A 25,300-nucleotide genomic window follows, 5' to 3' on the forward strand; every position below is an offset into this window, starting at 1 on the left:
CGTAGGTTCCATATCGTCGCACATCTTTTTAAACAGAGGCTTCTGCATTGTCGAAAGCTGTCAAAACCCTCCTGTCCACCCTTGATCTTGAACCCATCGAGGTAAACCTGTTTCGCGGCATCAGCCCGAAGGTTGGCTGGCAGCGGGTGTTCGGGGGACAAGTAATCGGCCAGGCACTGGTCGCAGCACAAAGAACAGTAAAAGCCGAGCGCAAGGTACATTCCTTGCACGGCTATTTCATGCGGCCCGGCGATCCGGAAAACCCCATCATTTATGAGGTGGACCGCATTCGCGACGGCGGCAGTTTCACCACCCGCCGCGTGGTGGCGATCCAGCACGGCCATGCCATCTTTTCCATGTCCGCTTCCTTCCAGATCGAGGAAGGGGGTCTGGAACATGCCATCGACATGCCTGATGTTCCCCGGCCCGAACAGCTGGCCAGCGAAAAGGAACTCGCCGAGCAGTTCATCGATCACGCCCCGGAGAATGTCCGCAAATACTGGCAACGCGAACGGCCGATAGAATTGCGGCCGACCGACCTGACCCACTACATTTCGCGCAAGAAGCTGCCACCGCGCCAGCACGTCTGGTTTCGTGCAACCGGCCCCCTGCCGGACAATCCCGCCGTTCAGGCCGCTGTGCTTGCCTATGCTTCCGACATGACCCTGCTGGACACATCGCTGTATGCCCACGGGCGGGCCGTGTTTGACCCCGCATTGCAAGTCGCAAGCCTGGATCATGCCATGTGGTTCCACCGTCCCATCAACATGGAGAAATGGCACTTGTACACCCAGGACAGCCCCAATGCCTCCGGGGCAAGAGGGTTTACCCGCGGCAGCATATACTCCGAAGATGGCGAACTGGTTGCATCTGCTGCCCAGGAAGGGCTGATACGGCTTCGCGACCCCGCGCACAAAAGCAGCACCTGACCGTCATTGCCATGTGCTTAATATTTCATCACCTCCCCGGTGATGCACAATGTTTAGGCTGATTTTTCTGCGCTGCGGCATAGCTAATACCGATAGAAGAATAATTACCAAATAATTTCAAGGTGTTGCCAGTTTTTTCGCAAACTGGCACGGCGCTTGATTCCATTTACCCGTTCACGCCTGTGACCTTTGGCTCACAGGGCAGACAAACCAAGCGAGCCGGCCATCGCGCAGGCTCCTGCATGAATGGGTGAGACATGAAACTCATAACAGCGGTCATCAAGCCGTTTCGCCTTGACGCCGTTCGCGAAGCGCTGACGGACCTCGGCATCGAAGGGCTGACCGTGACCGAAGTGAAGGGTTACGGGCGGCAGAAGGGCCATACGGAAATCTACCGGGGGGCGGAATACGCGGTTCACTTCCTTCCCAAACTCAAGCTGGAAATTGCAGTCACCAAGGATGCCGCCACCAAGGTTGTCGAGGCAATCGCAGAAACTGCCAGAACCGGCCAGATCGGCGACGGCAAAATTTTTGTTCTCGACCTTGAAGAGGCGATCCGCATCCGCACCGGCGAAAGAAACACCGATGCGCTTTAGGCGCCGCGGTTGATGGACAAACGAAGGAATTGAATCATGCGATTGAAACCCACCATTTTTCCCGCAGGCGCAACCCCGCTGCCAAAAGGGCAATATCGGGGTCTGCTGCTTGCCGGCCTAACCACATTCCTGTTGCTGGCTCCAGGCGCATCAGCCCAGGAAACCACCGCTCCCGCACCTGCGATGGCAGCTGATACCGCCTACATCTTCAACACCCTGCTGTTTCTGATCGGCGGCTTTCTCGTCATGTGGATGGCGGCGGGTTTTGCCATGCTGGAAGCGGGGCTGGTGCGCTCCAAGAACGTTTCCATGCAATGCGCCAAAAACATCGCGCTCTATTCGATAGCCGGCCTTATGTATTGGCTGATCGGTTACAACCTCATGTATACCGGCGTGGACGGTGGATACATGGGATCCTTCTCGCTGATCTATGATCTCGATCCCGTTGGCCTTAAAGACGCCGACCCGGCAGCGCTGCTAGACACCGGCTATTCAACGGCATCCGACTGGTTCTTCCAGATGGTCTTTGTCGCAACAGCGGCCTCCATCGTATCGGGAACCCTCGCCGAACGCATCAAATTATGGCCGTTCCTCGCATTCGTGGTCTTGCTGACGGGCTTCATCTATCCGATCGCCGGCTCCTGGCAGTGGGGTGGCGGCTGGTTGTCCGAAATGGGTTTCTCCGATTTTGCCGGTTCAACCCTAGTTCACTCGGTCGGCGGCTGGGCAGCGCTCACCGGTGCCATCATCCTCGGCGCGCGTAATGGCAAATATCAGGGCGGGCGAGTCACCCCGATGCCGGGCTCTTCCATCCCCCTTGCCACGCTTGGCACGTTCATCCTCTGGCTTGGCTGGTTCGGCTTCAACGGCGCTTCCCAGCTTGCCATGGGTACGATCAGCGATGTTTCGGACGTGTCCCGCATCTTCGTGAATACCAACATGGCAGCCGCGGCAGGTGTGGTCGTTACCATGGTCCTGTTACAGCTCATCTACAAGCGGGTTGATGTCACCATGACGCTCAACGGCGCGCTTGCCGGCCTGGTGGCGATAACCGCTGAACCGCTTGCCCCAAGCGTGTTGCAGGCCGTGTTCATCGGCGGCGTTGGCGGCGTCATCGTTGTGTTGACGGTGCCGCTGCTCGACAGGCTGCAAATCGACGATGTGGTGGGTGCCATTCCGGTCCACCTGATTGCCGGCATCTGGGGAACGCTGATCGTGCCGCTCTCCAATTCGGAAACCTCCTATGGTGTTCAGCTTGTCGGCATCCTTGCCTATGGCGCCTTCACCGTTGTTGCTTCCGCAATCATCTGGCTGGCGCTCAGGGCCATTGTCGGCATCCGGGTATCGGAGGAAGAAGAGATGATCGGCCTCGACAAGGCGGAGATCGGTGTTGAAGCCTATCCCGAATTCGCCATCAACTAGAAGCCGGCCGGCCGGCCGGGGATTTACATCCCCGGGCTCAGCCTGTCCTGCAAACATGAACGGGGACCTTTCGGGGTCCCCGTTTTTCTTTCATTTTCCCGCTCCCGGTTACCCATGGTTAACAGGTGATTAACCTTCCCCCGCTAGGCTTCGGATTATTGGCCGCAATGCCTCCTGCAGGCATGTCAGCGGCCTCGGCGGATCGGGTTTGCGGGCGGCGCCGGAAAACCGAACGCACCAACACAACAGGACGGAAAAGTCATTTCAGCACCTTGACGCCAAAAAGGTGAAATGACCCAGGAGCGCACCATGCGAACAGCCGGCACGGCCAGTCACGCAGACTTCTCTTCAGACAATGTGGAGTTGGGTGAAACCTATTCCAGCCGTTTTTCCGGGCAGATCGGTGTAATACTGGGACTGGCGGTTCTGATTGCCGTTGCCATCGCCTTTGCCAGCCTGGCAACCTGGTCGGTTGACGATCCAAGCCTTTCAAGTGCCAACGGCCGTGAAGTGCAGAATGCGGGCGGCGCATGGGGCGCCGTATTTGCCGATCTTGCCCTTCAGTTTTTCGGCCTCGCCGCCCTTGTTCTCATCGTTCCACCGGCGGTCTGGGGCTGGCTCAAGCTGATACAAAAACCCATCGGCGCATTCCGCCGCCGCGCAGCGGCATGGCCCGCCGCCGTTCTTGCCAGCACGGCTGCGCTTGCCTGCCTGCAGCGTCCGGAAAGCTGGCCGCTTCCCTCAGGTCTTGGCGGCCTTGCCGGCGACATCATCCTGAAGCTTCCCGCCATGATGTTTGGCGGCTATCCATCGGGTATTACCGCAGCAATGCTGTTTGTCGTGCTGACGGTGCCCGCAACGATGCTCGCCCTGTATGCCTCCGGTCTGCTGATGCGCAACAACCGTAACAAGTCGCTCACCGTTGATTCGGAAACCGGCGAAGTATTTGAGGAGGAAGAGACCTCCGGCTGGCTCCTCGGTGCGCTGGCTCATTTCTGGCTCGTGGCTCGCAGCGTGCTGCAACGCCGCCGCAAACATTCCCGTATCCCGTCTTCACATCACCCCCATGATCAGGGGTCAGACGAAATTCCGGAGCAGCCATCTGCGCATTCGCAGACCGGTCGTACACCAGGAATTGCCGGCCGCATCGGTGCGATGTGGACCAAGCTGACGGCGCCGCCTGATGACGGGCTGGAGGAGTTCCATCAGGATATTCGCAGCGAGCCGGAATTTTCTTCCGGTACCGATATACCCGGCGCTCAGGACGATCCATCGTTTATCACCGCACCCCGGACGGCACCCGGTTATGGCGAAACCGTCTACAACCCGAACACCGAAGACGGCGGTGCCGCAGATCAGTGGGCCGAGCAAACCCCGCCGGTCTCGGACCCCGCACAGCCTTCCGGCAGGGTTTCTGACCCCGCCCCCAAACCCGCACAGGGCACCAGGGTAATCCGGGAGGCGCAGCAATCTCTTAAGCTGACCGAAAGTTTCGAACTGCCGCAGCTTTCCTTTCTGGGCGAGGCCAAAAACCTGGTGCAGGATGCCTCCCTTTCGGCTGAAGCGCTGGAAGCCAATGCACGTCTCCTTGAAGGAGTATTGGAGGACTTTGGTGTCAAGGGCGAGATTATCAATGTCCGTCCCGGTCCTGTGGTAACCCTGTACGAACTCGAGCCCGCCCCCGGCATCAAGTCTTCCCGCGTTATTGGCCTTGCCGATGATATCGCACGCTCAATGAGTGCCATTGCATGCCGTGTTGCCGTTGTCCCTGGCCGCAACGCCATCGGCATTGAACTGCCCAACCAGCGGCGTGAAACCGTCTATCTGCGTGAAACCCTCACCGCAAAGGACTACGAGCAGACCAAACAGAAACTTGCCCTGGTACTCGGCAAGACCATTGGCGGTGAACCGGTCATCGCCGACCTTGCCAAGATGCCCCACCTTCTCGTCGCCGGGACCACCGGCTCGGGCAAGTCGGTTGCCATCAACACGATGATCCTTTCGATCCTGTACCGCCTGACACCCGAGCAGGTGAAGCTGATCATGATCGATCCCAAAATGCTGGAACTGTCGATCTATGACGGCATTCCCCATCTTCTGACGCCGGTGGTGACCGATCCCAAAAAAGCGGTTGTCGCGCTGAAATGGACCGTCCGCGAGATGGAAGAGCGCTACAAGAAAATGTCAAAGCTGGGCGTGCGCAACATTGACGGATTCAACCAGCGCCTCGAACAGGCGCGCAAAAAGGGCGAAACCCTGACCCGCACCGTACAGACCGGCTATGACCGCGAATCTGGCGAAGCGATATTCGAGACCGAGGAACTCGATCTCCAGCCCATGCCCTACATCGTGGTCATCATCGATGAGATGGCCGACCTGATGATGGTCGCCGGCAAGGACATTGAAGGCGCCATTCAAAGGCTGGCGCAAATGGCCCGCGCCGCCGGCATTCACGTCATCATGGCAACCCAGCGCCCGTCCGTCGATGTGATCACCGGAACCATCAAGGCGAATTTCCCAACCCGCATTTCCTTCCAGGTCACCTCGAAAATCGATTCCCGCACCATTCTGGGCGAGCAGGGCGCCGAACAGCTGCTTGGCATGGGCGACATGCTTTATATGGCGGGTGGCGGGCGCATTCAGCGCGTTCATGGCCCCTTTGTAGCCGATGACGAGGTGGAAAAGGTCGTCAGCCATCTCAAGACCCAGGGTGTGCCACAATATCTTGATGCGGTAACCGAGGAAGAAGAGGAAGGCGAAGCCAGCGCTGCAGGCGGCGAGGGCGATCCTCTGGCAGCTTCCAACGATATCTACGACCAGGCGGTTGCCGTGGTCCTGCGTGACCGCAAGGTCTCCACCAGTTACATCCAGCGCCGGCTGGGGATTGGCTACAACCGGGCTGCCAGCCTGATTGAGCGCATGGAACAGGAAGGACTGATCGGTCCTGCCAACCACGCCGGCAAACGGGAAATCCTCGTCCCCGGCGAAGATGAGACGATTTAGGCCGGGCGTCATGCCTTGATTTGGCCCAATCAGGGGCGACACGTTCGCCCGGCAAATGATCTCAACTGCGGGCAACACCAAGGCTCGCCGGAGTGCAAGAATGATCAAGACCCCGCTGTCAGCTTCCACAACCGTTTCGGCAATGTCCCGGATCATCGTTGCTGCGATGCTGTTTGTCCTGTCCGCCGTTCAAGGCGCCGCAGACATTCGCGCCGATACCCTGCAGGCGCTGCGCGAACACTATGCCAGGGTTCCCACAATGAAGGGTGAATTTCTGCAGTTCGGCCCGAAAGGCGAGCAGAGCAGCGGTACTTTCGCCATCAAGCGCCCCGGCAAGGTCCGCTTTGACTATGAGGCTCCATCTCCGATCGAGGTGGTCTCCAACGGGCTTGCGGTAATGGTGATCAACAACAAGCTGAAAACGTTTGATTCCTATCCTCTAAAGAACACACCGCTAAAGCTGCTGCTCGACGATCAGCTCAACATTGGTGACAAGGCCATTCTGGATGTTCAGGTCAATGGCGAGCTGACCACGGTTGTTCTGGGCGACAAGCAGATTTTCGGCGATTCTATCATCACGCTGCAATTTGAATCGGAGACCTTTGAACTTCGCCAGTGGACCATCAAGGATGCCCAGGGCAAGGAAACCTCGGTCTCGGTGTTCAACGTCGAGAACAATGTGAAACTGTCGAACCGGATGTTTCAGATCAACAAGGCAAAGTACAAGCGCAAGAACTGAACCCGGCTTGCGGGCTTGAAGGCCTGTTCCAAAATTCGGTAAAAGCCGGGGAAATGTCACCCGGCTTTTTTCTTTGTCTTGAACCGCCCGCCACAAAACGCCAGATTGCGGCTCCCGTAAATGGAGTTTTCCATGCCGCTTTCCATCGCAACCTGGAACATCAATTCAGTCCGGCTGAGAGCCGGCCTTGTCGAAAAATTCCTGCTGGATCATCAGCCTGACATTCTGTGCCTGCAGGAAATCAAATGCATGAACGACCAGTTCCCGGCCAAGATCTTCAACAAGCTGGGCTATGAATATCAGGCCGTTCACGGCCAGAAGGGCTATCATGGAGTTGCCACCATTTCGAAGCGGCCGCTTTCTGAAATCAACTCCACAGACTACGTTTTGATGGGCGACACCCGCCACATTGCCACCTGTTTTGAAGCAGGCGGCAAGGTCATCAATCTGCACAATTTCTATGTGCCCGCAGGTGGCGACGAGCCCGATCCCGCCAAGAACCCGAAATTCGACCACAAGCTCAAATTTGTCGACGAAATGAAAGCCTTGCATTCAATCGACAAAAAACGCCCGGCCATTCTGGTGGGTGATCTCAACATCGCGCCCTATGAAAACGATGTGTGGTCCCACAAGCAACTGCTCAAGATCGTCAGCCACACACCGGTGGAAACCGAGGGCCTGATTGATGTCATGAACCGTGGAGATTGGCGCGACCTGATCCGCCAGCACATTCCCATGGAGGAAAAGGTCTACACCTGGTGGAGCTATCGCGCCCGTGACTGGGCAGCCAGCGACAGGGGCCGGCGCCTCGACCACATTTGGAGCGCACCGGAACTTGCCGAAAGCCTGCAATCCATCGATATCCTTCGCGAGGCCCGTGGCTGGGAAAAGCCTTCCGATCATGTCCCGGTGATCGCCCGCTTCGACCTGGATTAGTGCATGTGCGCACCGCCGCTGCCGGCCGGCAATGGCTCAGCTTTCGCCATCTGGCCGTTGGCCGTCCGAATAAAGATCCGGAATGGTTTGCATCTTGTGATGAACCTTGCCGATATCCTTCATCATCAACCGAACCGCATCTGCCAGACGCCTGTGCATGGAGGCAGCCAACTGGGGATATTCCCGGAGCATGCGAAGAAACAGCTCCCGCGGGATGAAAATCAGTTCGCAATTGGTTCTGGCAATGGCGCTGGTTACCCGGCGGTTGCTGGTAACCAGGGCAACCTCTCCGACAAGACTTCCCGCCAGCTGACTGGACAGGATCGTTTCCCGGTTTCCCGTCATCACCGTCAGATCGAGCTGGCCTTTGACGATGACATAGCCGCCATCGGAAGCGTCCCCTTCCTGAAACAGCACTTCCCCGCCGCGCAGCATGAGGCGGCGTGAGCCGAAAGCAAGCAGGCGCAGCTGTTCTGCCGGAAATCCGTCAAATAGGGTAATTCGCCCCAGCAGCTCTATGTCGTCGGAAAGCGTCATATCTGCCCCATATCACATATGCGGCGCAGCCAGGCAGCAAAAAGCCGCCCTTTCAGGCGGCTTTCCCCTGACCAGTTATGCCGTTGGCCTCAGTTATCCTGTATCAGGGGACCAGCTTGTAACCGCCACCCTCGGTCACCAGGATGCGGGCATTGGAAGGATCCTTTTCAACCTTCTGGCGCAGCCGGTAGATGTGGGTTTCCAGCGTGTGCGTGGTGACGCCCGAATTATAGCCCCAAACCTGCTCCAGCAGCTCGTCCCGCCCGATGATCTTCTGCTCGGCCCGGTAGAGATATTTCATGATGGCCGTTTCCTTCTCCGTCAGGCGGATTTTCTGGCCACCATCCTCGATCAGCATCTTCTGCGACGGCTTGAACGTATACGGCCCGATGGAAAAGACCGCATCCTCGCTTTGCTCATGGGTGCGCAGCTGTGCCCGGATACGGGCCAGCAGCACGGCAAAGCGGAATGGCTTGGTGACATAGTCATTGGCGCCGGCTTCAAGTCCCAAAATGGTGTCCGAATCGGTGTCATGGCCCGTCAGCATGATGATGGGCGCCTTGAAACCGCCCTTTCGCAGCAGCTTTACCGCTTCACGGCCATCCATGTCCGGCAGGCCGACATCCATTACCAGCAGGTCCACATGACCGTTGCGGGCAGCCTGAATTCCCTTGGTCGCACCAGCTTCGCTCGAGACGGCGAATTCCTCATAAAGGGAAAGTTGCTCGGTCAGGGCTTCGCGCAACTCTTCATCGTCGTCCACGAGAAGAATGGTCCGTGCTGTCATGATTTTTCTCCACGCCTCTTCAAGGGCATTGACTGGTTTTCATTGATCTAGGGCGTTTCGGCCATGGTTTCCATGTTTTTACCTTGATAGGCTGAATCCGACTTGAAAAAAAGGCGATCACATTCGAACTCAAGCGAGCGTGATTGCAGACGTAAAAATGTGAAACCGCGTGATCAGCCATACACTCAATACACTAAACGTGCGCCGAAAGCCGGGAAGCGGCCATTCCGGCGGCCTGCTCTTGGCCGGTGATGTAGTCACTCCCTGCCTTTTGGGAAAAACCGGGATATCGCACAACAAACATGAGGGCGATGGCGCGACACCCTCAGGCAGTTATGAACTGCTCTTTGGCTTTTTTCGGTCAGACCGCATCAGCCCACCCAGTACATTGTTGCCGATGCGCGCGCTTACGCCGCAAGACGGCTGGTGCGACGCACCAAACCATCCGGCTTATAACCGGCCGGTCCGCCTTCCGTTTGCCGCTTCCCATGAGAATTTGTGGCGCGACGATAGACTATACGACATATGCCTTGTAATGGATCACAATTTTTCCCGCCGACACCGCAACCGGGGCAGCGCGGTGTTTGTGCATCTGACGGCAGACAAGCCTTACACGGCCGGCTGCATTGCACTTTCCCCCATGGCCATGATCAGACTGCTTCCGTTTCTCAGAAACGGAACGAGGGTTGAAATAAGCCTCTGACGGGGTTCACCGCTGCCCGAAGATTGCACTGCCAACGCGCACATGGGTTGCCCCAAGTTCAATGGCAGTCTCGAAATCTGCCGACATGCCCATGGAAAGAACTTCAAGCGCCAGCTCCCCTGCCAGCTTGCGCAACAGGGCAAAATGCGGACCGGGATTTTCCTCAAAGGGCGGAATGCACATCAATCCCTCAATCGCCAGACCGTATTTTTTTCTGCAAAGCTCGACGAAAGCGCTGGTTTCACCCGGCAGCACACCGGCTTTCTGCGGCTCGGCGCCTGTATTGACCTGCACCAACAGGCGCGGGGCCTTGCCCTGCTTTTCCATCTCCTTGGCAAGCGCTGCGGCGATTTTCTCCCGATCGATGGTTTCGATCACATCAAACAGCGCTACCGCATCCGCAGCCTTGTTGGACTGCAATGGCCCGATCAGATGCAATTCAATATCGGGATAAAGCTGCCGCAGTTCCGGCCATTTGCCCTGTGCTTCCTGAACCCGGTTTTCGCCGAACACCCGTTGACCGGCCTCCAGCACTGGCAAAATCTCTTCACGCCCGAATGTCTTGGAAACCGCGACCAGCGTTATATCGGCAACATCACGGCCCCAATCCTTGGCCGCAGCACGGCAGCGCGCCATGATTTTCTCCAGCCTGACCGCACTTTCATTCATAAACGCCACGCTTCCCGTTTGTCGACTGGCCGCCACACAGGCCGCCGCACTGTGCTCTGAATTCTGCAACCTGTTGACCAGACGATGCATTTCTGGTCAAGCATTGCCCTGAAACCTGAGACAACGCCGCCGCCGTATCTGAGCAACAAACGGGCAAATCCTCAAGATTTGGACAGAAGATGACCAGCGAACGCTACAATCCGCGCGTCAGCGAGCCGAAATGGCAAAAAGCCTGGAACGAAGCCGGCCTTTTTGAAACCCGCAACGATGATCCACGCCCGAAATACTACGTGCTGGAAATGTTCCCCTATCCTTCCGGCCGCATTCACATGGGGCATGTCCGCAACTATGCGATGGGCGATGTTGTGGCGCGTTACAAGCGGGCAAAAGGGTTCAACGTCCTGCACCCCATGGGTTGGGATGCTTTCGGCCTGCCGGCGGAAAATGCCGCCCGCGACAACAAGGTAAATCCGCGCGACTGGACCTATGCCAACATTGAAACCATGAAGGGCCAGCTCAAGACCATGGGCCTGTCGCTTGACTGGTCGCGGGAATTTGCCACCTGCGATCCCGTCTACTACAGGCACCAGCAGAAGCTGTTCCTCGATTTCTGGAAAGCCGGCCTGGTGGAACGCCGCACCGCGAAGGTAAACTGGGATCCTGTGGACCAGACCGTGCTTGCCAACGAACAGGTCATTGACGGAAAGGGTTGGCGCTCGGGCGCCGAGGTCGAGCAGCGCGACCTCACCCAATGGTTCTTCAAGATCACATCGATGAGCGAAGAACTGCTTGAAGCACTCGGCGATCTGGAGCGCTGGCCTGACAAGGTCCGCACCATGCAGAAAAACTGGATCGGCAAGTCGCGGGGTCTGATGATCCGCTGGCCACTGGATGCGGACACGGCACCGCAAGGTGAATCGGCGCTGGACATCTACACCACCCGGCCCGACACGATTTTCGGCGCGTCTTTCATGGCAATTGCCGCAGACCATCCACTGGCGCTGAAAGCGGCTGAAACCAACCCTGAGCTGGCCGCCTTCTGCGAGGAAACCCGCCGCATTGGGACTTCAGCTGCCGCGCTGGAAACGGCTGAAAAGAAGGGCTTTGACACCGGCATCAGAGCTGTCCATCCGTTTGATGACAGTTGGACGCTGCCGGTCTATGTCGCCAATTTCGTGCTGATGGACTACGGCACCGGCGCCATTTTCGGCTGCCCCTCCGGCGACCAGCGCGACCTGGACTTTGCGCGCAAATACGATCTTCCGGTCATTGCCGTGGTCATGCCGGAAGATGAAGACGCGGAAAGTTTCCAGATCGGCGAAGAAGCCTATGTTGATGAAGGGATAATGATCAATTCCCGGTTTCTGGACGGCATGAAACCGGACGAAGCATTCAACGAGATCGCAGCCCGGCTGGAAAAGGCAACGGTGGGCGATGGCCAGCCAATGGCCGAGCGCCGTGTACAGTACCGCCTGCGTGACTGGCTGATATCACGCCAGCGTTTCTGGGGCTGCCCGATCCCGGCAATCCACTGCAAGGCCTGCGGCACCCAACCGGTGCCGGACAGCGAATTGCCGATCCGCCTGCCGGAAGATGTCAGCTTTGACAAGCCGGGCAATCCTCTGGACCATCATCCAGAATGGAAACACACCGCCTGCCCCAAATGCGGAGAACCCGCAGAGCGCGATACCGACACGATGGACACATTCGTTGATTCCTCGTGGTATTTTGCCCGCTTTACCGATCCCTGGAACGAGGAAAGCCCGACCACCCTTAATTACGTCGATGGCAAGAATGGCTGGCTGCCTGTCAATCAGTATATCGGCGGCATCGAGCATGCGATCCTGCATCTGCTCTATTCGCGCTTTTTTGCCCGGGCCATGAAGATCACCGGCCATCTCAATGAGGTAGCAGAGCCGTTTGAAGGCCTGTTCACCCAGGGTATGGTGGTGCACGAAACCTATGAGGGGCCCGGTGGCTGGGTAACGCCGGCCGAAATTCGTATTGAAGGGGAAGGGGCCAGCCGAAAGGCATTTCTTGACGACGGCACCCAGGTTGCCATCGGCTCCATCGAGAAGATGTCGAAATCGAAAAAGAACGTGGTGGATCCCGACGACATCATCATTTCCTACGGCGCCGATACCGCCCGCTGGTTCATGCTGTCGGATTCCCCGCCCGACCGGGATGTCATCTGGACCGAGTCCGGTGTGGAAGGCGCACACCGCTTTGTTCAGCGCATTTGGCGCCTGATAACCGGCATTGCAGATGCATCCGCGACGTTGGAAGGCGCCGCGCCGGAATATGGCCCCAAATCCCTGGAACTGGCAAAAGACACCCACAAAACGATCAAGTTCGTCAGCGAGAACATCGAAGCACTCGGGTTCAACCGCGCTGTTGCCGCTATTTATACTTTGACCAATCGTATCCAGAGTACCTGGAATGACGGCAAGGCGCAGGAGGCCGGGTTCCAGCACGCGTGCCGTCAGGCATGTGACGTGCTGGTTCAGCTGATTGCCCCGATGATGCCGCACCTGGCGGAAGAATGCTGGCAGGCGCTTGGCAATGACGGCCTGGTTGCCGAACAGGCTTGGCCGCAGTTCGACCCTTCCCTGGTGGTGGACGACACCTTGACCTTGCCGGTTCAGGTCAATGGAAAAAAACGGGCGGATGTAACCGTCAGTGCTGAAGCTTCCCAGGAAGATATTATCGCTGCCACCCTCGCGCTGGATGTGATAAAGGGATATTTGAACGATCAGGCGCCCAAAAAGGTTATTGTGGTTCCAAAGCGGATCGTGAATATCGTTGTGTAAGACACCATCCCCGATGGTGGCCGCAACAGAGGCGGGAAACGAAAAACATCAGGGCCTGGAATTGGTATGAAACGCTTTCTTTGCACCACTTTTGCAACAAGGCTCGCCCGCTGCGTACCCGTCATCGCGCTGGCCGCGATGCTGCAGGCTTGCCAGTTCCAGCCGCTCTATTCTTCCGACAGCGGCACCATTGCCGGCTCAAATCTCGCCCTTTCCTCGCTTTCGGTTGCCGAGGTCGATACCAGGGTTGAACAACAGGTACGCAATCATTTGATCTTTCTGATCAGCGGCGGCGCTACTCCGCCAAATCCCAGCCACGAAGTGCGTATCCGGGTTGCTTCCAACTCACGGGTACTTGCCGCGAAGGTTAAAAGCGGACAATCCAGTCAGATCGGCAATACGGCCGGCAATGTTGAGTTGACCGCCAGTTACGAGATTTACGATTTTGCGTCCAAGGAGATCGTCCATCGCGGCAGCCGGTTCGCCAGCGCTTCCTATGACAGGACCAGCCAGTCGTTTGCCAGCGCCCGCGCCGAGCGCGATGCCGAAAATCGCGCAGCACGCGAGGTTGCCGAGCAGTTGCGGTTTGCCATCGCCTCCGATCTGTCTGCAAACTGACACACCATCATGCCTGCCTTGAAACCGGCCGAGATCGGAAGCTTCCTCGCCAAGCCCGATCCTGCTCTGCGGGCAATCCTCATCTATGGCCCCGACAGCGGGCTGGTCAGTGAGCGTGCCGACAAATTGGCAGACGCCTGCGGCGTGGATACCACCGATCCTTTTGCCACCATCCGCCTCGACGCCGATACCGCCGCTGCGGACCGAAACCGGCTTCTCGACGAAGCCTTTACCGTTGCCATGTTCGGCGGCGACCGGCTGATCCGGGTTTCCGGCCAGACCCGCCGCAATCTGGCAGAAGCTGTGAAGCCGCTGCTGAAACAGAAGCTTGAAAATGCGTGGGTGCTGATAGAGGCCGGGGACCTGAAGAAGGGCACGGCGCTGCGAAACCTGTTTGAAAAATCGCCGAATGGCGCGGCAATCCCCTGCTATCTCGACGAAGGAAGGGCGCTGGACGAACTGATCGCCGAGGAACTGACCGGCAAAGGGTATGCCATAAACCGGGAGCTTTCAGCCTATCTGAAACAGTTTCTTGGCGGAGACCGGATGGCCAGCCGCAATGAGTTGCGCAAACTGGCGCTTTATGCCGGCAATGAAACCGAGATCACCCGGGAGCACATTACCGCCATCGTCGGCGATGCTTCCACCATCGATTTCGACGAAGTGCTCGATTCGGTTTCAGCCGGCGAAATGACCGCACTTGAAGATCAGATCGGGCGCCTTCTGGAACAGGGCATGGCTGCCGACATGCTGTTGCTCAATGCGTTGCGCCATTTTCAGGCCTTGCACGAAATGCGCGGAAGGATTGACACTGAGCGCCTCAGTGCAAAGGCTGCCGTCGATGGCGCCCGCCCACCGGTTTTCTGGAAGCGCAAGGATCGGTTGATCCGCATTCTTTCCAGGCTCAACACGGGGCAACTGGAGCGGATTCTGGGCCGGCTGCATCAGGCCGGGTTTGAGGCCAGGGCCAATCCGGAACTGGGCGCAGCCATAGCCGGAACCTGTCTGCTGGCGGTTGTTCTCGAAGCCCGCCAGCCATCGTGAGACCTGATCCACGGAAGCTTTCAACAATGCCTATGTAAGCAGCCGCTGGCACAAGCTTTCAAACTGCTCAAGCGTCTTGTACTTGATGCGCAACTCGCCTTTTTCTCCCTTGCCCAGCCTGATGTCTGCAGCAAGTCCCAGCTGGTCCTCAATCTGCCGCTCCAGCGCCTTGATATCGGGCGCTTTGAGATCAAGGCTCTTGGTTTCCAGATTGCGCGGCGGTTTTTCACTGCCGGCCTGCTCCTGCGCAAGCGCTTCTGCCTGACGCACTGACAGTCCATCCTTGATGATCCTGTTTGCCAGACCGACCGGATCGCTGCTGGTGACCACTGCCCGAGCGTGCCCGGCGGAAAGTTCTCCCGAAGACAGCATGCTGCGGACAGCATCCGGCAGCTTCAACAGGCGAAGCGTGTTGGCAACATGGCTGCGGCTCTTGCCGATGACATTTCCAAGATCGGCCTGGGTGTAGTCATATTCATCGATCAGCTGCTGATAGCCTTGCGCCTCTTCCACCGGATTGAGGTCTGCCCGCTGAACGTTCTCAATGATCGCAAGTTCCAGCGCTTCCTTGTCTTCGACTTCTCGCAGAATGACCGGTATCTCGTGCAGCGAAGCTTTCTGGGCTGCCCGCCAGCGCCGCTCGCCGGCGATGATCTCATAGCGGGCACCGCCCAAATCCGCTCCCTTGATCGGCCGAACCAGGATCGGCTGAACAATGCCGTGCTCGGCAATCGACCGCGCGAGATCGGCAAGGTGCTCTTCGGAAAACTGCCGGCGGGGATTGTTGGGATTGGCACGAATCTGTTCGATCGGAACCCTGCGGTCTGCCCGCTGTGATTCGGGACGGGCGGCGTGCTTGCCGTCAGCAGGCATATCGTCCATTTCGCCGATCAGTGCCGCAAGGCCCCGACCGAGCCGCTTCCTTGATCCGCTGTCTGCCATGTCCTCGTCTCCTCTTTTGCGCCTGCCGTAACCGTGATCAGGCGGCGCTAAGCCGCTTTTCCTTGCGAATGATTTCCGATGCAAGCCGCAGATAGGCCTGACTCCCAGCACATTTCAGATCGTACAGGATCGCCGGCTTGCCGTAGGATGGTGCTTCCGACAGGCGCACATTGCGTGGAATTACCGTGTCATAAACTTTTGATCCCATGAACTCCCGCACATCGCTGACCACCTGATCGGAAAGATTGTTCCTGGAATCGAACATGGTAAGGACGATGCCGTGCAGGCCAAGCTCCGGATTTACCGTTTCGCGTACCTGCTTCATGGTTTCCAGCAACTGGCTGAGCCCCTCAAGGGCAAAGAACTCGCACTGCAACGGAACCAGCAGCGCATGGGCAGCAGCCATGGCGTTGATGGTCAACAGGTTGAGTGAGGGCGGGCAATCGATCAGGATATAGTCGAAGGCCGGTTTTCCTTCGCTGGTATTGGGAATATATTCCTCAATAACCTTTTTAAGACGAAATGCCCGGTCTGGCGCATCGGCAATTTCCATTTCCAGCCCAAGCAGATCAAGCGTCGACGGCGCCACATAGAACCGGGGCACCGCCGTCTTCACCAGGGCATCGCCCAGGCCGCTGTCGCCGCGCAGCAGATCGGCCGTGGACGTGTCCCGGCTTTCGCGGTCAATGCCGAGCCCGGTGCTGGCATTGCCCTGGGGGTCCAGATCAACAATCAGAACCGTCTTTTCGATCGCCGCAAGCGCGGTGGCAAGGTTGATTGCCGTCGTGGTCTTGCCCACGCCGCCCTTCTGGTTGGCAATCGTCAATACCCTTGAAGCCGTTCGGATGCTCATCGCCTCAAACCCGTTTTGCCCGATGAAACCCTCTCAGGCATTTTTTTGCCCCGTTACAAAATCCGGAAACATGCAGCAGGAGAACCGGACCACCAAACCGGACTAGCGGCGGGAAACACTGGCTATTTCCAGGATGCAGCCGGCCGGGTCTATCCTGCTTGGATGCTCTACCAAATCGAATTTCCAATCGCCACGACAATCTTCGATTTCGCGCCTAAAATCCCGGCCTTTCATGAACAGTGCCGTGCGGCTGCCCGTGAGACATGCACCCGTCCAATCAAGCAGGCGCACCAGCGGCGCCAGCGCCCGGGCGGTAATCACCTCTGCAGCTGTGATTTGTTCCGTAGCCGACTCGATACGGGTATTGAAGACGCTGGCAGGGACGCCCATGCGGGACGCTGCCTGGCGAAGAAAAGCACTCTTCTTCTGGTTTGATTCGATCAGCCTCACTGACGCTGGCCTTTCGCCTGCAATGGCTGCTGCAATCACCAGGCCCGGAAACCCGCCACCACTACCCAAATCGGTCCAGGAACGCACTTCCGGCTTGATCGACACCAGTTGGAGGCTGTCCGCCACATGCCGTTCCCAGAACTCAGGCAGGGTGGCCGGAGAAACCAGATTGGTCTTTGCCTGCCACTTGTAAAGCAGGTCCCGATACGCTGTCAGCCGCACCATGGTTTCACGTGAAACCGGATGGATTTCATTTAACTGTTCAAGGACTGGTTGTCCGGCTTTAAGGTTCGGCATGAGATCAGCCATTGGCCTGCCAGGCATCGTCTGCGCCCGGTGATGGCTTTTCGGGCGTGCCCGTTGTCTTGCAAACCGTCTCATGGCGCTTCAGATGCGCCAGAATCAGCGTAATGGCCGCCGGGGTCATTCCGTCTATGCGTGATGCCTGTCCCAGATTCTGCGGCCGGACGCGTTCCAGTTTCTGCCGCAGTTCCGTTGAAAGGCCGGACAGGCGCCCATAGTCGAAATGCTCCGGTATGATCCGCGCTTCCTCCCTGCGAAGCGCTGTAATGTCGCTTTCCTGCCGTGCCAAATACACCGCATAGGAAGCGTCAATTTGTACCTGCTCGGCCACCCTGGCATCAATCTGTCCCAGCTCCGGCCAGATGGCGGCAAGCCGGTCAAGATCGATATCGGGATAGGCGAGCAGGTCGTAAGCGCTGCGGCGAACCCCGTCCTGATTGATTTTCAGGCCATGCGACGCCGCCTCGTTTGGCGTCAGGACAAGCGTCTGCAATGTTTCGCTGCAGGCATCCAGCCCAGATTTCCATGCCCCAAATGCCTTGCGCCGTTCTGTTCCAACGCAGCCGATGCGAATTCCCTCGGGCGTCAAGCGCTGATCGGCATTGTCAGCCCGCAGACTCAGCCGGTATTCCGCCCGGGAGGTGAACATCCGGTACGGCTCGCTCACGCCACGGGTGGTCAGATCATCGATCATGACGCCGATATAGGAGTTTGTCCGGCTGAACAGCACGGCTTCGCCTCCGCCGGCCTTTCGTGCCGCATTGAGCCCGGCAACCAGTCCCTGGGCGGCTGCCTCTTCATATCCGGTCGTACCGTTGATCTGGCCCGCCAGATATAATCCCGGCAACCGGCGTGTTTCCAGCGTCGGCCGTAGTTCGCGCGGATCGATGTGATCATATTCGATGGCATAGCCGGGCTGCAGGATGACTGCCCTCTCCAGGCCTTTGATTGTGGCGATGAAAGCGGCCTGGACGGCTTCCGGCAGTGAGGTGGAAATCCCGTTGGGATAGACCGTGTCATCGTCCAGCCCCTCTGGCTCAAGAAAGATCTGATGGCTGTCCCTGTCCCCGAATTTGACGATCTTGTCCTCAACAGACGGACAATAGCGCGGGCCGACGCCACCGATCTGGCCCGAATACATGGCCGATTTTGTCAGGTTCTCGGCTATGATGGCATGGGTCTGCGCATTCGTGCGGGTAATTCCGCACTCGATCTGGCGGTTGGGAAGCCTGCCGGTAAGGCTGGAAAACGGTACGGAATCGGCGTCGCCGGGCTGCATCTCCACGCAGGACCAGTCGATGGTTTTGCCATCGAGCCTGGCCGGCGTTCCGGTTTTGAGCCGGCCCAGAACAAATCCTGCTCTCTCCAGCGTTGCGGACAAACCGGTTGAGGGCGCTTCTCCCATCCTGCCGGCCGGAATCTTTTTCTCACCGATATGGATCAGACCGCGAAGAAATGTCCCCGTGGTCAAAATAACCGCGGCAGAGCGCAGCTCCAGGCCATCCTCGCAGATCACACCGCTCACAACACCCTGGTCGGCGATCAGATCACCCACACCGCTTTCGATGATTTCCAGGTTTTCCTGCTCCGCCAGCCCAGCCTGTATGGCAAGCCGGTAAAGCTTGCGGTCTGCCTGGGCCCGCGGCCCGCGCACGGCAGGCCCCTTGCGCCGGTTGAGCAAACGGAACTGGATACCGCCCTTGTCGGCGGCCCTGCCCATGATGCCATCCATCGCATCGATTTCGCGCACCAGATGCCCTTTACCAAGCCCGCCAATGGCCGGGTTGCAGGACATGACGCCAATGGTATCAGCACGATGGGTTACAAGCGCCGTGCGCGCGCCCATGCGGGCCGAAGCGGCGGCAGCTTCACAGCCGGCATGACCGCCGCCAATTACAATGACATCAAAGGCCTTTCCCATGGCTCAATCCCGGGGTTTCTGCAGGTTTGACCGGACCGGTTCATGGACGGACCAGCCGCCTCTTCTTTCGATGCGGCCAGGACTAACGCCCGCATTCATCATGGTGTGTGCTCATAGAGCCTTTTGGCCGGGCCGTAAAGCAATCCGATGCCGGTCGAATAGCACCTCAACTCAAAATGTTTCACGTGAAACAGGGTTTCCGGGCAAGAACAGGCGCCCGGATTGTTTCACGTGAATCACTTGCCGATACAGAACTCGGAAAAAATCACATCAAGCAATTCTTCCGGATCTATTCTTCCTGTCAGCCGGCCAAAGCATTCCCCTGCCAATCGCAGCTCTTCAGCCGCCAGCACCCGATCAGCGCCCAGCATCGCATCAAACCGTTCGAGGTGCTTTCCGGCCTTCTCCAGCAGTGCTTTCTGCCGCTTTCGCGATACCAGAATATCCTCTCCGGATGTGGCGTGCCTCGCCCTCCGTGAGATAAATGCAATAAATGAATCAAGACCGGCCGGGTTTACCGTGCTTACCTTGCCTTCTATCGGGAAATCTTCCCGCTTTCCCACCACCTGTTCACCCGGCAAATCTTCCTTCGAACGGAAAACCGCGTCTACGCCCAATTCGCCAGTTGGTGCTTCTGGCGCATCCTTGGGTGAAAGCCATATCACCAGGTCCGCCGCTTTGGCGGCCTGCCTTGCCCGATCAACGCCTAATATCTCAACCCGGTCTCCGCTTTCGCGAATGCCGGCAGTATCAAAGACAATTACAGCCAACCCGTCGATATCCACCTTCGCCTCAAGGACATCGCGTGTGGTTCCCGCCACATCGGTGACAATGGCGATGTCCCGCCTGGCAAGCGCATTCAACAAGCTGGATTTTCCGGCATTGGGCGGGCCAACAAGCGCCACGCGAAACCCGCGGCGAATGATCTCCCCCGCATGATACCCCGACAACGCATCTCCCACTTTGGACTTCAGTTCCCGGGCTGTCTTGCGAACCTGCAAAACCATGCTGTCGGGAACGTCATCCTCATCGGCAAAGTCGAATTCAGCTTCCAGCAAGGCGCGCGCCCGAACCAGCGCTTCCCGCCAATCCGAAATTTTCCTGTGCATCTCATCGGATGCCAAACGAACCGCCAGCCTGCGCTGAGCCTCGGTTTCAGCCGCCAAAAGATCAGCAAGGCCCTCAATCTCGGTGAGATCCATTTTGCCGTTTTCAAAAGCCCGGCGGGTAAATTCCCCGGCTTCCGCCAATCGAGCGCCGCTGGAAGCCAGCACGTCGAGAATTTTGTTCGCCACTGCAGCGCTGCCGTGAAGATGCAATTCACAAACATCCTCACCAGTATGACTTTTTGGTGCTGCAAACCAGCAGATCAGGCCGCGATCAATCACCCTGCCGTCGGCTGGATCCATGAACTCGGATGGTTTGAGTTTGCCCGGATGGTCCGGAAAAACCTTGCTGAGCGTTTTGCCAAGATCCAGCGCCCTGGGACCGGAAATACGCACGATTGCAATACCGCTTGGCAACGCACCCGTTGCCAGCGCTACAATGGTTTCCTGTTTGCCGGAACCGCTTTCTTTGGCCATTCCGGAACTTCCTCTGGAGACGGTATTGCTGCCTACCATACCACATCCGAATCAATTCCGGACGTTTCGCTTGCGAATCGGGTGGGTGGCAGCTTACGTGTTCATCGTATCGAAGAACTCGTGATTGTTCTTCGTCTGCTTGAGCTTGTCGATCAGAAACTCGATCGCATCCGTGGTTCCCATGGAAGAAAGAATACGGCGCAATACGAATATCTTCTGAAGGTCCGCCTTGGGCACCAGCAGGTCTTCTTTCCTTGTGCCGGACTTGAGAATATCCATTGAAGGGAAGACCCGTTTGTCGGCAACCTTGCGGTCCAGAACGATTTCCGAGTTGCCCGTGCCCTTGAACTCCTCGAAGATAACCTCATCCATCCGGCTGCCGGTGTCGATCAACGCTGTGGCGATAATCGTAAGCGATCCGCCTTCCTCGATGTTTCGCGCTGCGCCAAAGAAGCGTTTCGGCCGCTGCAGGGCATTGGCATCGACGCCGCCCGTCAGAACCTTGCCGGAAGAGGGTACGACCGTGTTGTAGGCCCGGCCCAGACGGGTAATCGAATCGAGCAGAATGACAACATCACGGCCATGTTCAACCAGCCGCTTTGCCTTCTCGATAACCATCTCGGCAACCTGCACATGACGTGATGCCGGCTCATCAAAAGTCGAGGATATCACCTCGCCATTGACCGAGCGCTGCATGTCGGTCACCTCCTCCGGCCGCTCATCGATAAGCAGCACAATAAGATAGCTTTCCGGGTGATTTGCGGTGATCGAATGGGCGATGTTCTGCAACAATACGGTCTTGCCGGTCCGCGGCGGCGCCACAATCAACCCACGCTGACCCTTTCCCAGCGGTGCGACCAGGTCGATAACCCTGGCTGAAAGGTCCTTCGACTCGCTGTTCTCTATTTCCATGTTGAACCGCTCATCGGGATAAAGCGGTGTCAGATTATCGAAGTGGGTCTTGTGCTTGATCTTTTCCGGATCATCGAAATTGATCGTATTGACCTTCAGCAGCGCAAAATAGCGCTCGCCCTCTTTCGGTCCGCGAATGGGGCCTTCCACCGTATCACCGGTTTTCAGTGAAAATCTGCGGATCTGCGAGGGGGAAATATAGATATCGTCAGGCCCAGGCAGGTAATTGGCACTGGCAGAGCGCAAAAAGCCGAAGCCGTCCTGCAGCACTTCCACAACCCCCTCGCCGATAATCTCCGTATCCTGCTCAGCAAGCTGCTTCAGGATCGCAAACATCAGTTCCTGCTTGCGCATGGTACTGGCATTTTCCACATCGACGCCTTCAGCAAACGTCACCAGATCCGTCGGGGTTTTGGTCTTCAGGTCCTGAAGCTTCATTTTTTCCATTTGTTTTATTCCTGGGGAACCGGTCTCATCGCTGCACGATGCCATGCGGCCAGACTGTTGTAGGGAGGATAATGCTTGGAAAGGCTTGCAGCCGTTTTGCCGGGCTGTCTGGAAAGAAACTTTCCTTTCCTTCCGGGTCGGGAAACCCGCCCGCTACATAACCCATGCGAAGGCCGGTTTCAAGCAGCCCTTTTCGCTATCAAATATCAGTGATGAAAAGCAGCTTTGCAAAAGCCGGTCAGAACGGTCTGACAACCACAAGAACAACCACCAGCACCATCAACAGCGTCGGCACTTCATTCGCAAACCGGTAAAACCGGGTCGGCCGCCGGCGCTGATCAGCCTTGAACTCCCCCACCCACTTTGCTGCAAACAGGTGAAAGGCCGATAAAATCACGATGAGGAATAGCTTTGAAACAAACCAGCCTTCGTTCCAGGCCTGAACCAGCACCATCAGCCACAAGCCGAAAAGCCAGCTGGCAATCATCGCAGGCGTCATGATTGCCTTTAGCAGCCGCCGCTCCATCACCTTGAAGGTTTCTGATGTTTTCGAGCCGGGCTCAGTCTCGTTGTGGTAGACCATCAGCCTGGGAAGATACAAAAGTCCTGCCATCCATGAAATGACGGATATCAGATGCAAGACCTTGACCCATTCATACATCGTCTTCTCCGAACAACTTTTCCCTGAAGTTCAAACTAGCCGCGAATACGGGCAAGCATCTGCTCCACATGGGCAACCGGCGTATCCGGGGTAATCCCGTGACCCAAGTTGAAGATATGAGGCCCGCCACTTAGCGCATTACAAACGCGGTCAACACCCTCATCCAGTGCCCTACCTCCAGCAACCAGAAGGGTCGGGTCCAAATTACCCTGTACCGGCACTTCCTTCTGAAGAGACTGCGCAAAGTCCAGCGGTACGGTCCAGTCCAACCCGATTGCTGTTGCCCCCGTCTTTGCTGCATAGCCCTCATAGTTCAACCCGGCACCTTTTGGAAATGCGATGATCCGCGCCTTTGGTATTCGTTCCCGCACAGAATCCACAATCCGCTTTACCGGCCTGACGCAGTATTCTTCAAAGCTTCCCGGATCGAGCACACCTGCCCAGGAATCAAATATCTGCACCGCGTCCGCACCCGCCTGCAATTGGTGGACAAGATAATCCGCCGACCGGTCCGCCAGAGCATTCAGCATTGCTTCAAACGCCTTCTCATGCCGATGCGCAAACAACCTTGCCGGCGCTTGGTCGCTGGTTGAGTGACCTGCAATCATGTACGTCGCCACCGTCCACGGCGCACCGCAAAAGCCCAACAGTGTCGTTTCCTCAGGCAGTGCTGCCCGTATCCCGCCAACGGCCTCCAGCACCGGCTGAAGCCTTTCTTCCAGCGCACCCCATTCCCTGTTTCCAGAAACAAGGCCCTCTATTTCCTCTACACCAATGGGCTCCAGTACCGGTCCTCTGCCCTCCTCAAAGCGAACCTTTCTTCCCATGGCATCGGGAATGACCAGAATATCTGAAAACAGGATCGAAGCATCAAAGCCGAACCTTCGTATCGGCTGCAGCGTTACCTCAATCGCATATTCGGGCGTGTAACAAAGATCGAGAAAGCTCCCCGCCTTCTTTCTGCACTTGCGATACTCGGGCAAATACCGTCCTGCCTGACGCATGATCCAGACAGGTGGTATTTCATACCGCTGCCCATCCAGCACCCCGATCATCTTTCTCGGCTGACTCTTTTCCACAACGCGGTCCTATTCAAAGAATCCTGTAGGTTTGGTTTTTTGATTCTTATTGTCTGTGAATAGCGGTACTACCCATCCGTCCACAAGACGTGATAAAATTTGTATGCCTGCCAATATGGCAGTTTCCTGGATCACGACGTCAATGAATAGCGTGGAAAACGTATATTATCTCTTTATTTCAATAGGTTACGGTACAGCAACAGGTGTTTTCCCTGTTGATAAAGGTCAGGGAAAACTGAATAATTTGCTTATGCCCACAGTTCACAGCCTGAAAGATTCCCTGTCCCGGTCTTCCAAATCCGGCAAAAGAATCCGGACAACGGGTATTCAGATTTGCATCGCGCCGCCCCTTGCCGGTTTCTCCAGATTTATCCACAAATGCGGGTGAACAATCGTCACACCGGCTTTACTGCCGGATGAAAGCGGTCACGAGCGGCATGCTCCATAACCAGCGCTATTTTCATCTTCATCTGATTTCAGATTCCACGGGTGAAACCCTCATTGCCGCGAGCCGGGCGGTTACATCCCAATACGAAACCACCCATGCCATTGAGCATGTCCATCCGATGGTTCGCAGCCGCCAGAAACTTGAGGAAATAATCGCGGAACTCGACAGCAAACCCGGCATCGTCCTGTTTACAATTGCAAACGAGGCCCTGGCCCAGGAGCTCACCGGGAAATGCAAACAAATGGGCATTCCCTGTGTTTCCATCCTGGAACCGATATTTCAGGCATTCCAGTCCTATCTCGGTGCGCCAACTTCGCGTAAGATTGGCGCACAGCACGAGCTCAACGCGGAGTATTTCAGCCGCATCGATGCCATCAATTTCACGCTCATGCATGACGATGGCGCCCTGCCCGACAACTTGGAGGATGCAGATGTTATACTGCTTGGGATTTCCCGAACGTCGAAAACCCCGACTTCGATTTATCTCGCCAACCGCGGTTTGAAGATTGCAAACGTCCCGCTGGTTCCCGGCATTCCCGTCGACCCAGCCATTGTATCCGCCAACCGGCCGCTAAAGGTGGCTCTGGTCGCCAGCACCGAACGCATTTTTCAGGTTCGCCAGAACCGGGATCTCGGTGATATTCCAGCGGCAAACAGCTTGGCCTATCGCGACCGGGCGTCCATTGCAGAAGAACTGGCAGCAACCCGCAAACTTTGCAAAAAACATGATTGGCCGATGATCGATGTGACGCGCCGCTCCATTGAGGAAACAGCGGCCGACATTCATGCGCTTTGGCACGATCACATCCATAAACAGGCCCAGCCGGACACTGCTCAGCCCGCTGCCCCTTGAACTATTGCCTTCATTCGGCAAAAAGGCGGTAACTGTCCCTGCCATTTACCGGAAG

General features: G+C 57.2%; 22 protein-coding genes. 11 read left to right on the forward strand and 11 right to left on the reverse strand.

The genetic code is table 11. From position 1 onward, the window contains the following. Positions 1–47 precede the first annotated feature (47 nt). The 6 genes from tesB (at position 48) to xth (ending at position 7,625) form a co-directional block, all read left to right on the forward strand. Positions 48–929, forward strand: a complete 882-nt coding sequence (gene tesB, locus BVL55_RS15485) for an acyl-CoA thioesterase II (protein ID WP_075997650.1) — start codon at positions 48–50, stop codon at positions 927–929. A gap of 257 nt (positions 930–1,186) precedes the next feature. Continuing rightward, positions 1,187–1,525 carry a P-II family nitrogen regulator gene (locus BVL55_RS15490; protein WP_075997651.1) on the forward strand — a complete coding sequence of 113 codons (339 nt, stop codon included), beginning with the start codon at positions 1,187–1,189 and terminating at the stop codon, positions 1,523–1,525. A 36-nt stretch (positions 1,526–1,561) separates the two neighbouring features. After that, positions 1,562–2,947, forward strand: coding sequence for an ammonium transporter (locus BVL55_RS15495; RefSeq protein WP_083649579.1), 1,386 nt, complete (start codon positions 1,562–1,564; stop codon positions 2,945–2,947). A gap of 309 nt (positions 2,948–3,256) precedes the next feature. Then, the gene (locus BVL55_RS15500; protein ID WP_075998227.1) at positions 3,257–5,950 is read left to right on the forward strand and encodes a DNA translocase FtsK; all 2,694 of its coding nucleotides are present in this window, start codon (positions 3,257–3,259) and stop codon (positions 5,948–5,950) included. A gap of 100 nt (positions 5,951–6,050) precedes the next feature. Further along, positions 6,051–6,689, forward strand: a complete 639-nt coding sequence (locus tag BVL55_RS15505) for a LolA family protein (protein WP_162841529.1) — start codon at positions 6,051–6,053, stop codon at positions 6,687–6,689. A 132-nt stretch (positions 6,690–6,821) separates the two neighbouring features. Then, on the forward strand, positions 6,822–7,625 hold the full coding sequence (gene xth / locus BVL55_RS15510; protein ID WP_075998229.1) for an exodeoxyribonuclease III: 804 nt from the start codon (positions 6,822–6,824) through the stop codon (positions 7,623–7,625). Between the two features lie 36 nt (positions 7,626–7,661). On the opposite strand, the gene BVL55_RS15515 is transcribed toward xth, so the two are convergent. Both BVL55_RS15515 and BVL55_RS15520 read right to left on the reverse strand, forming a co-directional pair. Then, positions 7,662–8,162 carry a cyclic nucleotide-binding domain-containing protein gene (locus BVL55_RS15515; RefSeq protein WP_075997652.1) on the reverse strand — a complete coding sequence of 167 codons (501 nt, stop codon included), beginning with the start codon at positions 8,160–8,162 and terminating at the stop codon, positions 7,662–7,664. Between the two features lie 103 nt (positions 8,163–8,265). Continuing rightward, positions 8,266–8,949 (reverse strand): response regulator transcription factor, encoded by a 684-nt coding sequence (locus BVL55_RS15520; protein WP_075997653.1) that lies wholly within the window; start codon positions 8,947–8,949, stop codon positions 8,266–8,268. 199 nt (positions 8,950–9,148) lie between these two features. Between BVL55_RS15520 and BVL55_RS15525 the strand changes: the two genes are divergently transcribed. Then, the gene (locus BVL55_RS15525) at positions 9,149–9,652 is read left to right on the forward strand and encodes a L,D-transpeptidase family protein (RefSeq protein ID WP_075997654.1); all 504 of its coding nucleotides are present in this window, start codon (positions 9,149–9,151) and stop codon (positions 9,650–9,652) included. A gap of 6 nt (positions 9,653–9,658) precedes the next feature. On the opposite strand, the gene BVL55_RS15530 is transcribed toward BVL55_RS15525, so the two are convergent. Further along, a complete protein-coding gene (locus BVL55_RS15530) occupies positions 9,659–10,288 on the reverse strand; it encodes a YggS family pyridoxal phosphate-dependent enzyme (RefSeq protein ID WP_428977289.1) in 630 nt (209 codons plus the stop codon). Between the two features lie 212 nt (positions 10,289–10,500). Between BVL55_RS15530 and leuS the strand changes: the two genes are divergently transcribed. The 3 genes from leuS (at position 10,501) to holA (ending at position 14,793) form a co-directional block, all read left to right on the forward strand. Beyond that, positions 10,501–13,131 (forward strand): leucine--tRNA ligase, encoded by a 2,631-nt coding sequence (leuS, locus tag BVL55_RS15535; protein WP_075997656.1) that lies wholly within the window; start codon positions 10,501–10,503, stop codon positions 13,129–13,131. 66 nt (positions 13,132–13,197) lie between these two features. Next, positions 13,198–13,749 (forward strand): LPS assembly lipoprotein LptE, encoded by a 552-nt coding sequence (lptE, locus tag BVL55_RS15540; protein WP_075997657.1) that lies wholly within the window; start codon positions 13,198–13,200, stop codon positions 13,747–13,749. 9 nt (positions 13,750–13,758) lie between these two features. Continuing rightward, entirely contained in the window at positions 13,759–14,793 is a 1,035-nt protein-coding gene (holA, locus tag BVL55_RS15545) for a DNA polymerase III subunit delta (RefSeq protein ID WP_075997658.1), read from the forward strand. 30 nt (positions 14,794–14,823) lie between these two features. On the opposite strand, the gene BVL55_RS15550 is transcribed toward holA, so the two are convergent. The 8 genes from BVL55_RS15550 to hemE all read right to left on the reverse strand — a co-directional run bounded on the left by BVL55_RS15550 (position 14,824) and on the right by hemE (position 23,920). Further along, positions 14,824–15,735, reverse strand: coding sequence for a ParB/RepB/Spo0J family partition protein (locus BVL55_RS15550; protein WP_075997659.1), 912 nt, complete (start codon positions 15,733–15,735; stop codon positions 14,824–14,826). Positions 15,736–15,772: 37 nt separating this feature from the next. Further along, the gene (locus BVL55_RS15555) at positions 15,773–16,588 is read right to left on the reverse strand and encodes a ParA family protein (RefSeq protein ID WP_075997660.1); all 816 of its coding nucleotides are present in this window, start codon (positions 16,586–16,588) and stop codon (positions 15,773–15,775) included. 102 nt (positions 16,589–16,690) lie between these two features. Further along, the gene (gene rsmG, locus BVL55_RS15560) at positions 16,691–17,347 is read right to left on the reverse strand and encodes a 16S rRNA (guanine(527)-N(7))-methyltransferase RsmG (protein WP_244530538.1); all 657 of its coding nucleotides are present in this window, start codon (positions 17,345–17,347) and stop codon (positions 16,691–16,693) included. Further along, positions 17,340–19,262 carry a tRNA uridine-5-carboxymethylaminomethyl(34) synthesis enzyme MnmG gene (mnmG, locus tag BVL55_RS15565; RefSeq protein WP_075997661.1) on the reverse strand — a complete coding sequence of 641 codons (1,923 nt, stop codon included), beginning with the start codon at positions 19,260–19,262 and terminating at the stop codon, positions 17,340–17,342. Before mnmG ends, rsmG begins: the two co-directional genes overlap by 8 nt. Positions 19,263–19,498: 236 nt before the next feature. Next, the gene (mnmE, locus tag BVL55_RS15570; protein WP_075997662.1) at positions 19,499–20,845 is read right to left on the reverse strand and encodes a tRNA uridine-5-carboxymethylaminomethyl(34) synthesis GTPase MnmE; all 1,347 of its coding nucleotides are present in this window, start codon (positions 20,843–20,845) and stop codon (positions 19,499–19,501) included. 93 nt (positions 20,846–20,938) lie between these two features. Continuing rightward, on the reverse strand, positions 20,939–22,204 hold the full coding sequence (gene rho / locus BVL55_RS15575) for a transcription termination factor Rho (RefSeq protein ID WP_156892576.1): 1,266 nt from the start codon (positions 22,202–22,204) through the stop codon (positions 20,939–20,941). 238 nt (positions 22,205–22,442) lie between these two features. Continuing rightward, the gene (hemJ, locus tag BVL55_RS15580) at positions 22,443–22,865 is read right to left on the reverse strand and encodes a protoporphyrinogen oxidase HemJ (RefSeq protein ID WP_075997663.1); all 423 of its coding nucleotides are present in this window, start codon (positions 22,863–22,865) and stop codon (positions 22,443–22,445) included. A 35-nt stretch (positions 22,866–22,900) separates the two neighbouring features. Beyond that, on the reverse strand, positions 22,901–23,920 hold the full coding sequence (gene hemE, locus BVL55_RS15585; RefSeq protein ID WP_075997664.1) for a uroporphyrinogen decarboxylase: 1,020 nt from the start codon (positions 23,918–23,920) through the stop codon (positions 22,901–22,903). 461 nt (positions 23,921–24,381) lie between these two features. Between hemE and BVL55_RS15590 the strand changes: the two genes are divergently transcribed. Beyond that, positions 24,382–25,245 carry a pyruvate, water dikinase regulatory protein gene (locus BVL55_RS15590; protein ID WP_075998232.1) on the forward strand — a complete coding sequence of 288 codons (864 nt, stop codon included), beginning with the start codon at positions 24,382–24,384 and terminating at the stop codon, positions 25,243–25,245. Positions 25,246–25,300 lie beyond the last annotated feature (55 nt).

Source organism: Salaquimonas pukyongi (genome assembly GCF_001953055.1).
GTDB classification, from domain to species: Bacteria; Pseudomonadota; Alphaproteobacteria; order Rhizobiales; family Rhizobiaceae; genus Salaquimonas; species Salaquimonas pukyongi.

What these genes read in the sequence shown, in the direction of transcription:
- BVL55_RS15490 (WP_075997651.1), top strand. Translation starts at nt 1,187, where the DNA reads ATGAAACTCATAACAGCGGTCATCAAGCCGTTTCGCCTTGACGCCGTT.
- BVL55_RS15495 (WP_083649579.1), top strand. Translation starts at nt 1,562, where the DNA reads ATGCGATTGAAACCCACCATTTTTCCCGCAGGCGCAACCCCGCTGCCA.
- BVL55_RS15500 (WP_075998227.1), top strand. Translation starts at nt 3,257, where the DNA reads ATGCGAACAGCCGGCACGGCCAGTCACGCAGACTTCTCTTCAGACAAT.
- BVL55_RS15505 (WP_162841529.1), top strand. Translation starts at nt 6,051, where the DNA reads ATGATCAAGACCCCGCTGTCAGCTTCCACAACCGTTTCGGCAATGTCC.
- xth (WP_075998229.1), top strand. Translation starts at nt 6,822, where the DNA reads ATGCCGCTTTCCATCGCAACCTGGAACATCAATTCAGTCCGGCTGAGA.
- BVL55_RS15515 (WP_075997652.1), bottom strand. Translation starts at nt 8,162, where the DNA reads ATGACGCTTTCCGACGACATAGAGCTGCTGGGGCGAATTACCCTATTT.
- BVL55_RS15520 (WP_075997653.1), bottom strand. Translation starts at nt 8,949, where the DNA reads ATGACAGCACGGACCATTCTTCTCGTGGACGACGATGAAGAGTTGCGC.
- BVL55_RS15530 (WP_428977289.1), bottom strand. Translation starts at nt 10,288, where the DNA reads ATGGCGCGCTGCCGTGCTGCGGCCAAGGATTGGGGCCGTGATGTTGCC.
- leuS (WP_075997656.1), top strand. Translation starts at nt 10,501, where the DNA reads ATGACCAGCGAACGCTACAATCCGCGCGTCAGCGAGCCGAAATGGCAA.
- lptE (WP_075997657.1), top strand. Translation starts at nt 13,198, where the DNA reads ATGAAACGCTTTCTTTGCACCACTTTTGCAACAAGGCTCGCCCGCTGC.
- holA (WP_075997658.1), top strand. Translation starts at nt 13,759, where the DNA reads ATGCCTGCCTTGAAACCGGCCGAGATCGGAAGCTTCCTCGCCAAGCCC.
- BVL55_RS15550 (WP_075997659.1), bottom strand. Translation starts at nt 15,735, where the DNA reads ATGGCAGACAGCGGATCAAGGAAGCGGCTCGGTCGGGGCCTTGCGGCA.
- BVL55_RS15555 (WP_075997660.1), bottom strand. Translation starts at nt 16,588, where the DNA reads ATGAGCATCCGAACGGCTTCAAGGGTATTGACGATTGCCAACCAGAAG.
- rsmG (WP_244530538.1), bottom strand. Translation starts at nt 17,347, where the DNA reads ATGGCTGATCTCATGCCGAACCTTAAAGCCGGACAACCAGTCCTTGAA.
- mnmG (WP_075997661.1), bottom strand. Translation starts at nt 19,262, where the DNA reads ATGGGAAAGGCCTTTGATGTCATTGTAATTGGCGGCGGTCATGCCGGC.
- mnmE (WP_075997662.1), bottom strand. Translation starts at nt 20,845, where the DNA reads ATGGCCAAAGAAAGCGGTTCCGGCAAACAGGAAACCATTGTAGCGCTG.
- rho (WP_156892576.1), bottom strand. Translation starts at nt 22,204, where the DNA reads ATGGAAAAAATGAAGCTTCAGGACCTGAAGACCAAAACCCCGACGGAT.
- hemJ (WP_075997663.1), bottom strand. Translation starts at nt 22,865, where the DNA reads ATGTATGAATGGGTCAAGGTCTTGCATCTGATATCCGTCATTTCATGG.
- hemE (WP_075997664.1), bottom strand. Translation starts at nt 23,920, where the DNA reads ATGATCGGGGTGCTGGATGGGCAGCGGTATGAAATACCACCTGTCTGG.
- BVL55_RS15590 (WP_075998232.1), top strand. Translation starts at nt 24,382, where the DNA reads ATGCTCCATAACCAGCGCTATTTTCATCTTCATCTGATTTCAGATTCC.